Annotated in this window: 12 protein-coding genes; 11 read left to right on the top strand and 1 reads right to left on the bottom strand. The window is 41.4% G+C overall.

The window, feature by feature from the left end; genetic code table 11:
* Position 1 precedes the first annotated feature (1 nt).
* The 10 genes from sigF to NYE25_RS11875 all read left to right on the top strand — a co-directional run bounded on the left by sigF (position 2) and on the right by NYE25_RS11875 (position 13,356).
* Entirely contained in the window at positions 2–757 is a 756-nt protein-coding gene (gene sigF, locus NYE25_RS11920) for an RNA polymerase sporulation sigma factor SigF (RefSeq protein WP_042129724.1), read from the top strand.
* Positions 758–855: 98 nt separating this feature from the next.
* Positions 856–3,789 (top strand): sensor histidine kinase, encoded by a 2,934-nt coding sequence (locus NYE25_RS11915; RefSeq protein ID WP_341145984.1) that lies wholly within the window; start codon positions 856–858, stop codon positions 3,787–3,789.
* A 40-nt stretch (positions 3,790–3,829) separates the two neighbouring features.
* On the top strand, positions 3,830–4,492 hold the full coding sequence (locus NYE25_RS11910; protein ID WP_340971688.1) for a response regulator transcription factor: 663 nt from the start codon (positions 3,830–3,832) through the stop codon (positions 4,490–4,492).
* Positions 4,493–4,696: 204 nt separating this feature from the next.
* A complete protein-coding gene (locus NYE25_RS11905) occupies positions 4,697–6,295 on the top strand; it encodes a HAMP domain-containing methyl-accepting chemotaxis protein (protein WP_042190353.1) in 1,599 nt (532 codons plus the stop codon).
* A gap of 41 nt (positions 6,296–6,336) precedes the next feature.
* On the top strand, positions 6,337–7,422 hold the full coding sequence (gene cheB / locus NYE25_RS11900) for a chemotaxis-specific protein-glutamate methyltransferase CheB (protein WP_340971684.1): 1,086 nt from the start codon (positions 6,337–6,339) through the stop codon (positions 7,420–7,422).
* Positions 7,423–7,615: 193 nt separating this feature from the next.
* Positions 7,616–8,620, top strand: coding sequence for a helix-turn-helix transcriptional regulator (locus NYE25_RS11895; RefSeq protein ID WP_341145983.1), 1,005 nt, complete (start codon positions 7,616–7,618; stop codon positions 8,618–8,620).
* A 191-nt stretch (positions 8,621–8,811) separates the two neighbouring features.
* The gene (locus NYE25_RS11890; protein ID WP_341145982.1) at positions 8,812–10,218 is read left to right on the top strand and encodes an MFS transporter; all 1,407 of its coding nucleotides are present in this window, start codon (positions 8,812–8,814) and stop codon (positions 10,216–10,218) included.
* 136 nt (positions 10,219–10,354) lie between these two features.
* Positions 10,355–11,122, top strand: a complete 768-nt coding sequence (locus NYE25_RS11885; RefSeq protein ID WP_341145981.1) for an ABC transporter ATP-binding protein — start codon at positions 10,355–10,357, stop codon at positions 11,120–11,122.
* The gene (locus tag NYE25_RS11880; protein WP_341145980.1) at positions 11,112–13,115 is read left to right on the top strand and encodes an ABC transporter permease; all 2,004 of its coding nucleotides are present in this window, start codon (positions 11,112–11,114) and stop codon (positions 13,113–13,115) included. Before NYE25_RS11885 ends, NYE25_RS11880 begins: the two co-directional genes overlap by 11 nt.
* A 19-nt stretch (positions 13,116–13,134) precedes the next feature.
* Complete coding sequence (locus tag NYE25_RS11875; protein ID WP_341145979.1) at positions 13,135–13,356, top strand: hypothetical protein; 222 nt, start codon at positions 13,135–13,137, stop codon at positions 13,354–13,356.
* A 91-nt stretch (positions 13,357–13,447) separates the two neighbouring features.
* Here the strand turns inward: NYE25_RS11875 and NYE25_RS11870 are convergent, their stop codons facing one another.
* Positions 13,448–14,455, bottom strand: a complete 1,008-nt coding sequence (locus NYE25_RS11870) for an ABC transporter substrate-binding protein (RefSeq protein WP_339266250.1) — start codon at positions 14,453–14,455, stop codon at positions 13,448–13,450.
* Between the two features lie 213 nt (positions 14,456–14,668).
* Between NYE25_RS11870 and NYE25_RS11865 the strand changes: the two genes are divergently transcribed.
* Positions 14,669–15,727 carry a FecCD family ABC transporter permease gene (locus tag NYE25_RS11865; protein ID WP_042190334.1) on the top strand — a complete coding sequence of 353 codons (1,059 nt, stop codon included), beginning with the start codon at positions 14,669–14,671 and terminating at the stop codon, positions 15,725–15,727.

Raw genomic sequence — 15,727 nt, 5'->3', positions numbered from 1 at the left:
CATGGATGCAGAGTCAAAAAAAGCTCCGCCGACCTATTTGGACGATGCGGAGGTCAAACGTCTTATCGCGCTCAGTCAGGCCGGAGATAGTCTTGCCCGCGACACGCTTGTAAGCTGTAATATCCGACTGGTCTGGTCGGTAGTACAGCGGTTTATGAACCGCGGGTATGAGCCTGACGATTTGTTCCAGATCGGTTGCATTGGACTCCTGAAGTCCGTTGATAAATTTGACCTCAGCTATGAGGTCAAGTTCTCCACTTATGCGGTGCCGATGATTATCGGTGAGATTCAGCGTTTCCTTCGTGACGATGGCACCTTGAAGGTCAGTCGTTCCCTTAAGGAAATGGCTAATAAAGTTCGTAAGATGAAGGACGAAATGTCTAAAACGCTTGATCGTCTGCCTACGATTGGTGAAGTTGCGGAAGCGTTAGGGGTTACACCCGAAGAAGTGGTATTCGCGCAAGAAGCCAATAAACCACCGACCTCTATCCATGAGACGGTGTTTGAGAATGATGGAGATCCGATCACGCTGATTGATCAAATCGCTGACGAATCACAGGAGCGTTGGTTCGATAAGCTGGCATTAAATGAAGCTATCGGAGGCCTCAGTGAACGTGAACGTCTGATTGTTTATCTTCGCTACTATCGTGATCAAACGCAGTCGGAGGTCGCCAGTCGCCTAGGGATCTCTCAAGTACAGGTATCCCGGCTGGAGAAGAAAATATTGCAGAATATCCGTGAGCAGATTGCTCAGTAGGATAAAGTTATTCATGTAATGACGCTTGTAAAATAGCGAATTAGAACAAAAAGCCGCCCCGAAAAAGGGGGGGCTTTTTATGTGGAGGTGATCTCAATATGCATTCACTCGGCGACGAGAATGTGATCACATGGTCTATGGATATGGAAGAAAATCTACTGACGATGTCGAGAATTTTAGAGGAATGGGTTGGTTGCACAAGTAAGACTAAACCGCACAGCCCTAGTTTTTTACGGGAACTTGTGAATGTAGTGGATCGTGATCGATATGATGCTTACATGGAAAGATTAAATGCTGGTCATATCAGTAGTCTTGAGTATCGGATGCAATTACCTACTGCAGGACTGAAGTGGGTTCAAAATATCGGCACGCCTATCCTAAATAAGGAGAACAAGGTCTGCCGAATAGATGGGGTTATGCTGGACATTACTGAACAAAAAACGGCACAAATTCAATTAGAAAGCACATTTTCTTTGTATCAACAGATGTTCTCTAATCTAGATGTGGCGGTTTGGTCTTACGATTACGTATCTAAGAAAGTGTTATTTATATCGGATGCCATTCTCAATATCACCGGTTATTCCGTTGAGCAGGCGAAAGAGGATGACTTTTGGCTTCGTATTGCACATAAGGAAGAAAATCCCTTGTTTCATGAGATCATATCATCGGTTGGTCAAGGGATTCCACAACTTAGTGAATATCGAATCATCCACGCAAGTGGTGAGCCTCGATGGCTACAGGTCAGAATCATACCTAGTCTAGATGAATCCCAAGCGGTGGTTCGGCTAGACGGGATCTTGGCAGATATCACTGAAAGAAAGTTAATGAAGGAGGCATTACTCAAAAGTGAACAGCGCTATAAATCCTTATTTGACTATAACTCAGACGTCGTATGCGAGGTGAATCTGCAAGGTAATATTTTGGCAATCAATTCTGCAGCAGAGCAAATTACTGGAGAAGCTTTAAATATGGTCGGAGAGAACTTGTCCATCATGAATCTATTTGGAGTAGAAAATATACCGAGGATGTCGGATTTTTTTGAAAGAACAGTACGGGGATCTGCTCAGCACTATGTTGTTGCCTCTTCGCGTAAGGATGGATCAGTGAGCCACTGGACTATGAAAAATATCCCTATTTATGTGAATAGTCGTATTGTGGGTGCTTTTGTGGTCGCTAAAGATATAACATCAACAGTAGAAGTAGAACATAAGCTGGCACAGCGTGAAGCAGAGTACAGACTTATTATTAATAACATGAAGGATATGATGGGGGTTCTGGATCAGAAAGGAAATTTTATTGTAGCTTCGCCTTCCTGCGAAACTCTAATCGGTATTCCTGTAGGTCTAATCAAAGACACTACGATACTTAAGTATATTGATCCAGATGAGCAAGAAAGCTTGCGAGAACAAATATCAAATATTTTTCGGACAAAAGCAAGCAAGATGTTTTACAATCGTTTTATTCACACAAAAGGTTATATCTTAAATTTAGAATGTCTTGCTACTCCCGTTCTAGGTGAGGATGGAGAAGTAATGAGTATCGTAATTGTAGCAAGAGACATTACTAAGAGAGTCCAAATGGAAAATGAATTAAGGGAAAGCGAGGAGTTCAATCAGCAGCTGATCAAGATGTCGCCTGAAGCGGTTGTTCTGCATAGCGATTATAAGTTTGTTTATGTAAATTTCTCTTGTCTTGGATTATTTGGAGTTAGCGATGAGAATCAACTGATCGGTAAAAATATTTTCAAGTGGGCGCATCCAGAGTATCTGACGCTAACGAAAGAACGCATGCGAGAGATCTATAAAGAACCCTATAAGATCTTAGTTCCTATTGAACAAAAGGTCGTACGTTCAGATGGGACGATTATCGATGTAGAGGTAACAGCTAGCTCCATTTTGTACAAAGGAAAAGTCGCATGTATCTCTATATTTAGGGATATTAGTGATCGAAAAAAAGCAGATGAGGATAGACAACATACAGAGCAGATTATTCGAGAGAGTGAGGAACGGTATTTTCGCCTGCAAACGAGTCTCGATCAGTTCTCCGAAGATCTTTTTGGTGTGATGAAGATTAGTCATATGGAACAGCGGTTACTTAGAGAAGTCAGAGAAACTCTGCAGATAACAAATATAAAATTTATCGCAGTTGAATCCAACCATGATAAATTATGTGAAATTATCGAGACGGAGCAAGGGTATTCACTCAAGATCGGGGAGTCCCGAGGAAAGAGCTACTTGCTATCGATTAACGAGAAGACGCTTTTACTAGAAATCAGTTCTATTCGAGTGTGGCTGGAGACGATTACCCGTTATGTCAGTGTTCTCTTTGATCATTTTTTGCTTATCGAAGATTTAACGAAGGATCTTGAGCTAGCGGCTTCTAAGCAAGTGGCCCCTACATGGCTTCTTCGCTTTATGTTTAATTTATCAGAGAATGAGCGAAAACGGCTTGCTCAGGATTTACATGACTCAGCGCTCCAAGAACAGATTATCTGGTATCGTAAGCTGGATTTTCTTTTAGGTGAAAGGTCCATTAATGGGGAACTTAGAGAACAACTAGAACAGATCTCAGAAGGTTTACTTGATGTTATTTATCAACTGCGGATTATTTGTAACGAGCTCCGACCTCCTGCATTAATCAATGAAGGTCTTATCTCCTCGCTGGAGACGTTGTTTGAATTTACGCAGCTACGTACCAACTATCAGATTTATTTCGAGTCTGAAGGATTCACGCATAAGTTAGATGATGAAGTGCTTATAGGTCTGTACCGTATTGTGCAAGAGCTTTTAGCTAATGCAGCAAAGCACTCTTTTGCGACAGAAGTCCACATCACCTTAGTTAGTGAAGACAATCATATTCATTTGGATTATAAAGATAACGGAATCGGAATGAATTTATTTGGTGAGGATTCACTTACAAGTATGGGGATTTATGGGATGAAGGAAAGGGTTCGAAGTATGGATGGGTCAATAGTATTCCGATCGCCAGATAAAAAGGGATTAGCGGTCAATATATCTATACCTACAGATTAATCATGCGGCATAACAATTGGATAGAGGGGTAGTCATAGGCATGATTCAAATATTGTTAGTGGATGATCATCCATCTGTTATGGAAGGGACTAAAATGATATTAGAGCAAGAGGGAGACATGAAGGTTACTCTAGCTAATTCAGCGGATGAAGTGCTTGAAATGGTGAGTAGTCATTCCTTTGACGTAATGTTATTTGATCTTCATATCGCGGATGTGAATGGGATTGATTTGGCGAAGCAAGTATTAACAATGAACGCGGATGCGATTATCTTAATCTACACCGGATATGAATTTACTAACAAATTTAACCTGATGATCGAATCGGGGATCTTTGGTTTTATCTCAAAAACAACCAATAGAGAGCAGTTGATTACAGCGGTAAGATGTGCATTAAGAGGGGAAGTCATTCTACCGCGGACCTTAGTCAAGCAGTTAAGAAAAGTACCGCCTAAAGGATTAGAAATCAATGATGAACAAACAACCTCCATGATTAGCAAAAGGGAACATGAAATGCTGACGGAAATCGCAAAAGGAAAAAGTAATAAGGAAATAGCGGAGATTGTGCTTATGAGTCAGCGGTCACTAGAATATAGTTTAACGAATTTGTTCCAAAAGCTAAATGTGAAATCTAGAATTGAAGCGGCTATTAAAGCTAAACGGCTCGGAATATTGAAGGAATCAGATTTTACTAATTCATTGTGAAAATACGTAACAACCCTATAGATTGAAATCCCGATCACTAGATAGTGAGGCGGGATTTTTTGTTTTGCGCGTCATTGCGGAGGTACGCAATAATTTTGCGTGATCACGCTATTTATTTTCGGTTACCATATTCTTCTTACCGTTTATGATGAAATAGTTCCTAAGAATTACTAAAAATTGACTAACGTAATGAGGTGCAGAAGGATGAAATGGTTTTATAATTTGAGAACAGCAGTGAAGCTAATCTCAGCATTTGTGTTGGTATCAGTCATTTTATGCTTTGTAGGATTCTATGGAATAAGTAATTTGAGTAAGATGGATGAGTCCATCGAGGATATGTATAAAAATCGCTTAACACCGATTGCCTATCTCGGTGAAGCGAATGAACTTTTTTTAACGAATAGAATAAACATCCGGGATATAAATACGATGGCCCAAACCGAGGTGAAGAAAAAAGAATATCGGGATAAATTACATAAGAATGTCCAAAGCATTGAAGACATCATGAGTAAATATAGTAAGACAAGATTGAGAGAAGAAGAATTAGAGAAAATGAAGGATTATCCTGAGATCTGGCAACGCTATACCACCAGCGTGGATCATGCAATTGAATTGGATAAGAAGATCATTAGTAATGAAGAATATACGAATTATTTGCTGACAGGAGATTTACAGCTGGCCACTACGGAGATGACCGATTTCTTGCAAGGTTTAATTGACATCAATATGAAGCAGGCACAGGAATCCAGTGATAACGCCAATGAATTATATCAATCCTCTCGGTTGATTACCTTTAGTGTTACTATCATTGCACTTTTAATCAGCGTGGGTTTTGGCTATCTAATCTCGCAAATTATAGCACGGCCTCTTAATCAAGTGATGCGCCTGCTAGGTAAAGTAGCCAACGGAGACTTAAGCGAAACTTCGAATCTAAATTCTAAGGATGAGATCGGAAAACTTGCGAATTCTGTGAATGAAATGGTTCTGAACTTAAGGCATACTGTGGGGGGGATTTTGTCCTCTGCGGAAAGTGTCTCGGCGGCAGCACAGCAAATATCAGCAAGTACTGAGGAAGTAGCTAGCGGCAGTATGAGTCAAGCCACTGCAGCGCAAACGATGAATGAGTTGTTCCGAGAATTGTCTGAAGCGATTAATTCAGTAGCTCAGAGTGCAGAGCAAGCCTCAGAGCTGTCAGATCATACGATGCGTATTGCTCAGGATGGAGGTGCGGTGGTTACTGACTCCATTCAAGGGATGACGTTACTTAACAACCAAATGTCTAGACTAGAAGAAGGCTCAGATAAAATTGGCGAGATCATTGCGGTCATTGATGATATTGCAAAACAGACCAATCTGCTGGCTCTTAACGCAGCTATAGAAGCGGCTCGTGCAGGTGAACAGGGCCGAGGTTTTGCCGTTGTAGCGAATGAAGTAAGAAAGCTAGCAGAGCGGAGCAGTGAGGCTACTAAGCAAGTCACGGACATAATTAAAGAAATGCAAAAAAATACACACCAAAGTGTGAATGCGGTAGTCGAAGGCGTAGCTTTTTCACAAAAAAATGGGGAAGCCTTTGATCATATTCTCTCTATGGTGAACGATACCGCTCATAAAGTAACAGAAATCGCTGCTGCCAGTGAAGAACAGGCCGCGCAGTCATCAGAGGTGTTGTACTCGATTGAGAGCATATCGGCAGCAACGGAAGAAATGGCGGCAAGCAGTAGTGAAACGGCAACAACGGCTAATGCATTAGCACAGCTTGCGGAGGAACTAAATGCACTCGTATCTATTTTTAAAGTTAAATAAACAGTGTCATGGGGATCATCATTGATAGGAGAGGAGAAGTAGTGCAAAAGTTAAAGGTGCTCGTTGTAGCTACTTCAGTAATGATGCGTAAACAGATCTCGAACCTTATTGCGGAGGATTCAATTATCGAGGTCATTGGAGCAGCTCGAAATGCATCCGAAGCGGTTAGTATGGTTCAAGAATTCAAGCCTGATGTCGTGACGATTGATATAGAAGTGCCAGAATTGAATAGTTTAGTAGCGCTCTCTAGTATTATGTCGCAACGTCCAACCCCTATCCTTATCCTAAGCTCGGGATCAAAGGATGGAATAACAGCAACTATCACAGGTCTACAGAACGGAGCTGTAGATTTTATATCCAAGCCCACTCAAATCCATGGACCTGATTTATCCCAAATAAAAGACGAGCTAATATTCAAAATTAAACAAGCTGCTCAAATTCCTTTGAGAACCCTTATCCTTAACAATATTACTGTTTCGAAAGTGATGACAGGACTACAGGCAGAAGACAATTCCAAGAACGGATGTACGGAAGAATTCGATCAAATCGTAGCCATAGGATGTGGAGTTGGTGGTCCGAAGGCGCTTGAAATCGTAATTAGCTCGCTCCCGGCAAACTTCCCATATCCTTTATTAATCGTTCAGCATATGCCACCCAAGTATACGAAAGTATTAGCAGAACGATTGAATCGATTCTCAAGTGTACGGGTGGTTGAGGCGAAAGATGATCAATTGGTACATGGTGGAACGGCATATATCGCACCTGGTAATTGTCATATGACCGTAGTTCAGCAAGGGCAAGTATGTAGAATCAAACTTCACAAGAAAGCTTCAGTGAACGGATACCGTCCATCCATTGATGTATTGTTCGAATCGATTTCTGGACTGAAAATCTTGAAGCAGCATTTGATTCTAATGACCGGAAGGGGAAACGATGGCGCGAGAGGCATGCTGAATGCCAAACAAGCTGGCGCCCAATCTACCCTTGTAGAGTCGCAAGAGACTTCGATTGTAAATGAAATGCCTGAAGCGGCGGTTGAGCTCAAGTGCGTGGATTATGAAGTTCCTTCATTTTTGTTAGCCTCGAAGATTATGGAGGTTACGGGGATGTTGGACGAACAAATTTGATGAATAATCATTACCATAGGCGTTGGTAGGAGGAAAATCCACCAACGCTTTTTTTATGTAAACCTAGGGTTTCATCCCAAGTGGGGATAAAATTCCTATAGATCTATTCCATGTTGACACTTCCAAATGATAACGATTATCATTTGAGTTGTGAATGGCTTTATTTGTATTGGCGAAGAAGGAGAGGCTTTCGATGGCTTTAAAAATATTGAATTTGGAGATTCATGATCTTTTTGAACAATTTACAGAGCGGATAGAAGGGCATGTTGAGCACAACCAGTGGGAACAACGTCTTACCATACCCTCGCATATCGGTCAGGGAAGCATTACACGTACGCGGATTCGTCCAGGTATGGAGATCATGTATACGGATATAACTTACGAACAAGATATGAAGCTCTACATTCAGGAAGCTTGTCCGTTATTCGAACTAAGCTATAACGTGAGTGGAGAAATCTATTGCGAATGGAACGGCAAGGAAAGTCACACGGAGAAACAAACAGGCAATGTTCTTTTTTTAGAGGATGTTCAGGTGTATGAAGAGAAAAAAGCTGGTGTCTCCAATCAATTGTTAGAAATACGGCTAGCTCCTAGCGAACTGCTGTATTATGCCGGAGATCTAACGGAGAAACAACAGATGGAGACCTGGCTTAAACATCATCGTGGAAATATTGACCGTTATCCTGACACTGCGGCGATTCGAAAATGTGTCTTTGAAATGATCCATTGTACTTATCATGGAACATTGAGACGATTATATATGGAGAGCAAAGCGCTTGAATTTATCGCTTTATTTGGGGAGTCCGATGGTTACGGCTCTATGAGCGGGAGTATGACGTTCCGGCCTGATGATATTATAAATCTAAAGCGGGTACATGAGTTGGTGCAAATCCATTTCGAACAACCGCTGTCCATACGTGAGTTAGCCAAGCGGGTAGGCATCAATGAATTCAAGCTAAAAAAGGGTTTCCGTGAGTTATTTGGCATGACGATCTTCGAGCTTGTTCGTATAAAGCGGATGGAGAAGGCACTTTGGTACATGGAGGTAGAAGGTTTGAATATAGGAAAAACAGCCGTTTCGGTCGGATATAGTAATGTCAGCAATTTCACGACAACCTTCCGTAAGCACTATGGCTACAATCCAAGCGAGTACTTAAAACGTATCGAACAACAGAATTTGGAGCGAAATAGGATCTAGAAGGATTTGTACTTACAGATGGCTTCATGCAGTAGAACATAGGGTTCGGAATCGAACACTATATTCTGCCTGTTTGAGGTTTTTTTGTGTTTGCTCCCTTATCAAGGAGTAAACCTCCCTTAACAGGTAGAGAAAAAGACTATTCTAATTGATAATCATTATCATAGATTTCATGAAGAGGTGGTCATACAATGCAAGAAGTTGATTCGCGACGTTGGTATGCGCTATGGGTTATTCTACTTCCAACATTACTCATTTCATTGAATACTTATATGATTCAAGTCGCTCTTCCATTAATGCAAAATCGCTTGAATGCGAGCTTCTCTGAAGCACAGCTTATCGTCACCGGATTTTCGCTAGGATTAGCTGTGGCGTTGATCATTAGTGGTAAACTTGGGGATATACACGGCAGAAAACGGATGCTGATTATCGGAGTGAGTGGATTTACGATTATGGCAGTATTGGGTGGTTTGACCTCAGATCCGACACTTCTGATTGTTATTCGCATCATACAAGGTATGGCAGCTGCGCTTATCCAGCCTCAGGTTTTGTCTACACTTCAGGTCAGCTTTCTGCCAAAGGAAAAGGGGCTTGTTTTCGGTATTTATGGTGCAATGATTGGCATTGGATTCGCTTTCGGATTTATTCTCGGAGGCACTATTGTGAATTGGAATACGTTCGATCTTGGTTGGCGAACGGTATTTTTTTTCAATGTGCCCTTCGGACTTCTCGTCCTGCTGTTAATGCCGATTGTTCCTGAAACAAGAGCCGAGCAGACGCACAATATTGATTGGACGGGAAGCTTCCTACTGCTGATCGGTTTGTTTCTGCTGATCTATCCGTTATCTGAGGGACAAAAACAAGGATGGCCCTTGTGGATCTCAGGCTGTCTAATTATAGCTTTATTCGTGTTGTTTACTTTTATCTGGGTTGAAAATCGGAAAGGAAAGCAGGGGAATTGTCCATTAGTCGATCTGTCTATTTTCAGACATAGAACATTTAGTATAGGTCTGGCGACCGTGCTTGTCCTTTATCTAGGCATGTTCTCCTTCTTTTTTGTTTTAAGCTACTATATGCAATTTGGCTTACACTATAATGTTCAAGATACAAGTTTGGTTTTTTTGGCTATAGGTATAGGTTTTTTTCTGACTTCCCTGATATCATCTCGAATGGTCAGAAGATGGAGGATGAGTGTACTTAAAATAGGTGCACTGATAATGGGATGCTCTAGTTTATTACTTATATGGGAGCTAAATGTGGATGCGACGCATCTGCTGGGCGCACGAAATATTTTAATATTATTGATATATGGCTTCGGTCTCGGCATGGCTACTACACCATTAGTCAACGTCACGCTCAGTTCAGTACCAGCAAGGATTACGGGCACAGGATCAGGTCTGATCACTACATTTATGTATTTAGCAAACTCGTTAGGGGTGGCTCTAATCGGTATTTTGTTCTCCACTTCGTTGAAACATTCTCTTTTGGAAGCAGATTTATCGGATTATGTAAGGGCGTTTTCCTTCTCACTGGCAGCTATCGGAGGACTTGCTTTTACTGGTTTTGTTTGTCTTTGTTTCTTGCGAGAGCGGAAATGATAGAGGAGGAATCAAGTTTTCTTGTTTTGTGAGCAATCTAACAACCGTTCTCTTCACTTAGTTTTATAGTATTTACAGGAATAACATAATTCCATTTAATGTTAATCCTCCAAGCTATGAAGGGGACGGTGCGAGCATGCCTATTCTAGAGGTAGAGAGTCTCTCAAAAGAATATAAAGGCAAGGGCAAAATGAATGTGTTTCGGGCGCTAAACGGCATAAGCCTGAGTGTGGATAGCGGAGAGCTTGTAGCGATTATGGGGCCTTCGGGGAGTGGTAAAACGACGCTGCTGAACATCCTTAGCGGGATCGACACGGAATATAGTGGGGTAGTCCGGATTGCAGAGACTAGTATAAGCGAGATGTCTAAGAACGAGCTTGCACTGTTTCGCCGGCAGCGAATGGGGTTCGTTTTTCAAGATTACAATCTGCTGGATAGCCTGACCCTACGGGAAAATATAATGGTGCCCATGGTTCTGGATGACCAAGAGGGAGACGACATCAATACCAAGACAGATGAGACGTTATTGCTCTTTGATCTGGGCGAGGTGAAGGATAAATATCCGTATATGGTTTCAGGAGGACAGCAACAACTAGCGGCGATTAGCAGAGCGATTATTAATGATCCGGAGGTGATCTTTGCGGATGAGCCAACGGGGAATTTGGATTCCAAATCCTCAAGTATAGTGATGAAGACCTTCGCCAAACTGAATGCTCTGAAAGGAGCAACGATTGTGATGGTCACGCATGATCCTTTTGCGGCCAGCTATTGTAATCGCGTGCTCTTTATCAAGGATGGGAAGGCTCTATTAGAGATTACTAGGGACAATAAAGAGCGGAGAGCATTTTTTGATAGGATTCTGGAGAGTCTGGCCTTCATTGGAGGGGGAGAAGATGACCTTTAGGAGAATGGCTATTCAGATTTTTAAGGCGAACCTTAGAAGGTATTTGTTATTTTTCCTATGCAGCAGCTTTACGATTATGGTCTTTTTCGCCTTTTACTCCCTGTACACGAACCCTGATTTTAATGACCCCTATCAAGTAAATGGAATGGTGTCTGGTAATTTATATGCTCCTTTTTTGGTTATGAGAGTGTTTGCTGTTCTATTTATTGTATATGCGCAAATGGCCTTTTTGAAATTTAGAAAAAGCGACTTTGGGCTGTTAATGGTTCTTGGAATGACGAGCCACAATATCCGTAAAATTATTTTGTTAGAAAATAGCTTGATTGCATTAGCTTCGATTCTCACGGGTTTAGGTGCAGGGACGGTCTTCTCCGGTCTTTTCTTCTTCATCATCTCGTTGTTTGTTAATATAGGGGGCAGTTCTTTTTCACTTACGCTGGAAAGTTATCTGTATACCATTAAATTCTTCGGGATTATTTACATAGCTGTGATTGGAATCCAATTAATATTAACGCTGAGATACAACATTGTACGCCTTCTAAAAGAATCCAGAGCCGCAGAACGTAGCCTTCTTCATGGTAAAATCACAGGGATTATCGGAGTCGTATTACTGGGGATCTCCGTTTATGATATGATTACAAATTACAGTCCAGATGATGCCCGTATGATGTTGATCAATCTGGGAGTAAGTATGGTGGGTGTCTATTTGCTGCTGTCAGGTCTTGGTGACTGGATGAAACTTTTTATATCGCGATCAAGCAGAACCTATCACAAGCACCTGCTGTTTAGTTCCAATTTGATCTATACCCTTGGTCGCTCCAAAATAGTGCTTTCTCTTATCACCTTCCTCGTCCTCATCACGATTTCTCTAAGCGGTATTATTTTTTATTTGACCTGGAATGCTGAGGATATTCCTGTTGCAAACAATCCATATGATATTGCCTATGCAGAAGTATTCGGGAAAAATAGTATCTCACCAAAAATACTAAGCGAGATCACGGATCATGGCGCCACGCCGCTGCTTTCACACCAAAAGCTGGAGTATATCGACTTGTTTAATTTCAAAATATTTCTGGACCAGAATATAAATGCATTAATAGGCAGTGATTATCATGTGGAGAAAGATCACTTTTTTAATCTTGCCTTAGTTGCTCGAGGAGAAGAATGGAAGAATCAAAGACCAGAGATGCCCAGCTTCGAAATGAAGCTTTCTTCCGGGAATCATACGTTGTACTCACAAGGACTTATATTTAAAATGCTATTTAACCCTGTGCCGAATCTTATGAATGGTCTTCATGTCATTGTTAACGAAGAGGATTATATGGCGCTGAAAGCGGAAAATAAAAAAGCGATCGGTAACCTTCAGCTCTTGAATTTTAAGGATTGGAAAAAAACTGCGGATATAGATGCTAAGTTAAATGCCGCTTTAGCCAAATATAACAAAGACAATACAGAGTCCTGGTATGGCAATGAGCGGCAAGAGGCGCTCGTATTCTCTACGAAGTCTAGAATAAGTGACTATCTACAGTTACAGGAGTCTGGCCGATTCGGAATCTTCGTAATTTCATTTGTTGGTTTAATATTTTTCGGCGCCTCCGGGATAGTACTGCATTTCAGTATTCAGACCGATTTAGAGCGTGAGAGGATCAAATTCAGGAAGCTGAACAAGATTGGAATTACTTCTAAGGACGTGGATCGCATTATAGGCGGCCCTTTAAAAGTGCTGTTTTTTCTCCCGTATGCATTAGGTATTGCATTGTCTTCTTTTTATGTTGTTAGTTCTTCCAGGGTTGAAATGTCTACAGCTCTGGAGCCGATGTGGTTTTGTTTGTTGGTAGGCGGAGCGTATCTTTTATTTCAAGTCCTCTTTTATCGTATATACACCAAAATATACACTCGCAATATGCTGGCTCATATCGGACTGCTTGATGTTCCCACAACGAATAATACAAGATGTAAATTTAATTCCAATTATGATAATATTAACAAATAAAATCGTGGGGGGATTCCATTTGAAAAAGATTTTTTCCAGAATTGCAGTCGCATTAATGATCTTGATCCTTGTTGCGATAGTCACTTGCTTTTATATTGGTGAATTCACCTATGCGTATGGATTAATTTTGGTGCTGTTTTTCGTATTTGCGGGGATGGGGCAGCTCTATAAGCTTAAAAATGATGAGTATATGTACAAAAAATTAAATAACACTGAAGAGTATAATGAATATACTAGATGATATAAATTTAATAGAAACTTCTTATGTATAACCAAAACACCCCACTTTAGGCGATGCCTAATAAGTGGGGTGTTTCTTTATGTGTCTATTCTTATTTCTTACCGTTGCGCTCAAGAATCATATCAACGAACAGATCGATTTGTGCAGTAATGGCAATAGGATCATAGCGATAAAAAGTATCAAAATCGTTGTAGAACAGATGGTCGTTCTTCGCAGCAGCAAGTCCGTTCCAAACGGGTGATTCCTTCAGCTCTTTCAGCTTATCACCTTTTTTATCAGGATCATAAGTAGTTAGGAACATGTAATCCGCTGCATATTCTGGTAACAGCTCCATGGATAGCTGCAGTGTTTGGTTGTCATTGCTGTTCTTAGTAGGCATTTTCAGCTTAAGTGCATTATAGAGGGCTTGTCCACCACGGCCCGCATTGTTACCGAAGGTCCATAGCTCACCTTTGTCAGTCAGCTCATAAATTCCGAATGTATCATTTTCATTCACGACACCTTTAAGCTTTTCGCGGCCTTCAGCAGCCTTTTTCTCAAAGTCAGCAATGAATTGCTCAGCTTTATCAGGTGCTCCTACAATATCTCCAAACAGTTTTACGGTTTCATAGATGTTCGTAGCAGTTCCGTATGGAATATGAATGGTTGGAGCGATTTTGGATAAAGCATCATAGTTGTCATCGTACATAACTACAATTAGATCAGGTGCAAGTTCTAGTGCTTTCTCAGCATTGACTGGAGCACCAACATCTTGTGTGTTTTTGAGCAGGTCTTTCAAGAAGGGGTTATCAAAAGTACTAGGTTCAACGCCTATGACGTTAGCTCCAACGGAGAGTAATTCCCCACCATAATAATCTGTAACGATCCGCTGAGGTTTAACTGGGATTTGAACAGTACCTTTAGTAGTTTCATAGCTGCGCATTTCGGCAGCGGAAGCATCAGGAACAGCTGTTGCCTCTGCACTCGGGGCTGTTGTTGCTTCAGTTGTCGCTGTTGGTGTATTAGATGAAGCCTTGTTGTTTCCCCCGCAAGCCGTCACAAATACAGACAATAACATTACGAGTGCCAGGATGGGGAAAAGGGTCTTTCTTTTTAGCATGGTAAACCTCCCTAAGTATATGTACCAAATGATAATAATGAGAATCATTATCATCATTATTATCAATTTGAACTGTATCAAAGCTTAGAATTTCTGTCAATGCAATAAATTAAATGGTACCAATTAAATCTATCTATTGCCAAACCTAGGAAATGTAATTTACAATAGTCTAATGATAATGAGAATCAATTTCACAGAAATAGGGTGGCATTCATGAATCAACAGATAACTACCAGGATAGGAGCCGATAAAGGAGTAGTTAAACGAGAATTTCGTTCACGTCCTTGGGCGGCAACATTAATCTTGGTCGGCGGTCTGGCGCTATTATTATTAGGAATCGCTGTTTCCGTCTCCTTCGGTGCAGCAGATATTAAGCTGTCTGTGGTATGGTCAGCTGTGTTTCACTTTGATCCGGAGATCATGGATCATCAGATTATTAGAGAATTAAGATTACCTCGTGTACTTGGCGGAGCAATGATAGGGGCTAGCTTTGCAGTTGCAGGTGCCATTATGCAAGGGATGACGCGAAATCCATTGGCTGATTCAGGTCTGATGGGTATCAACTCAGGCGCAGGATTTGCGCTTGCACTATGTTTTGCTTTTTTTCCAAATTTATCGTTTATGTATTTGATTCTATATTCTTTCGTGGGTGCCGGCGTAGGCGCGGGTGTCGTATACGGAATAGGATCACTTGCTAAGGGAGGATTAACTCCTGCTCGTTTGGTGCTGGCCGGTGCTGCTTTTAGTGCACTTTTGTCTGCGCTGAGTGAAGGGGTAGCTTTATATTTTCACATCGGTCAAGATTTAGCCTTCTGGTACGCGGGAGGTGTGGCTGGAACGAAATGGATCCAACTCAAAATCATGTTCCCTTGGATAGGGGCCGCTTTAATTGGTGCAATGGTAATCTCTCGATCGATCACGATGCTCAGTTTAGGTGACGATGTTGCGAAAGGTCTAGGTCAGCGTACAGGGCTTGTGAAGTTGGCAGGTGCATTAATCGTATTGATTTTGGCTGGATCATCGGTTGCCGTAGTTGGTGCAGTTGGTTTCATTGGACTAATTATTCCGCATTTGACACGATTTTTTGTGGGTGTCGATTACAGATGGATTATTCCTTGTTCAGCGATCCTCGGCAGTCTACTTGCTGTATTTGCAGATTTAACTGCGCGGATGATTAATCCACCTAATGAAACGCCACTTGGAGCTATTATTGCACTGATTGGTGTACCATTCTTCCTTTATCTTGCACGTAAAGAAAGGAGGGAGCTGTAA

This window comes from Paenibacillus sp. FSL E2-8871 (assembly GCF_038000345.1).
Taxonomy (GTDB): domain Bacteria; phylum Bacillota; class Bacilli; order Paenibacillales; family Paenibacillaceae; genus Paenibacillus_AQ.
The sequence above is the reverse complement of the archived record's forward strand: the minus strand, read 5'-3'. Positions and strand labels throughout refer to the sequence as shown.

Excerpts from the sequence above, each read along its gene's own strand:
- sigF (WP_042129724.1), top strand. The coding sequence starts at position 2 with ATGGATGCAGAGTCAAAAAAAGCTCCGCCGACCTATTTGGACGATGCG.
- NYE25_RS11915 (WP_341145984.1), top strand. The coding sequence starts at position 856 with ATGCATTCACTCGGCGACGAGAATGTGATCACATGGTCTATGGATATG.
- NYE25_RS11910 (WP_340971688.1), top strand. The coding sequence starts at position 3,830 with ATGATTCAAATATTGTTAGTGGATGATCATCCATCTGTTATGGAAGGG.
- NYE25_RS11905 (WP_042190353.1), top strand. The coding sequence starts at position 4,697 with ATGAAATGGTTTTATAATTTGAGAACAGCAGTGAAGCTAATCTCAGCA.
- NYE25_RS11895 (WP_341145983.1), top strand. The coding sequence starts at position 7,616 with ATGGCTTTAAAAATATTGAATTTGGAGATTCATGATCTTTTTGAACAA.
- NYE25_RS11890 (WP_341145982.1), top strand. The coding sequence starts at position 8,812 with ATGCAAGAAGTTGATTCGCGACGTTGGTATGCGCTATGGGTTATTCTA.
- NYE25_RS11885 (WP_341145981.1), top strand. The coding sequence starts at position 10,355 with ATGCCTATTCTAGAGGTAGAGAGTCTCTCAAAAGAATATAAAGGCAAG.
- NYE25_RS11880 (WP_341145980.1), top strand. The coding sequence starts at position 11,112 with ATGACCTTTAGGAGAATGGCTATTCAGATTTTTAAGGCGAACCTTAGA.
- NYE25_RS11870 (WP_339266250.1), bottom strand. The coding sequence starts at position 14,455 with ATGCTAAAAAGAAAGACCCTTTTCCCCATCCTGGCACTCGTAATGTTA.
- NYE25_RS11865 (WP_042190334.1), top strand. The coding sequence starts at position 14,669 with ATGAATCAACAGATAACTACCAGGATAGGAGCCGATAAAGGAGTAGTT.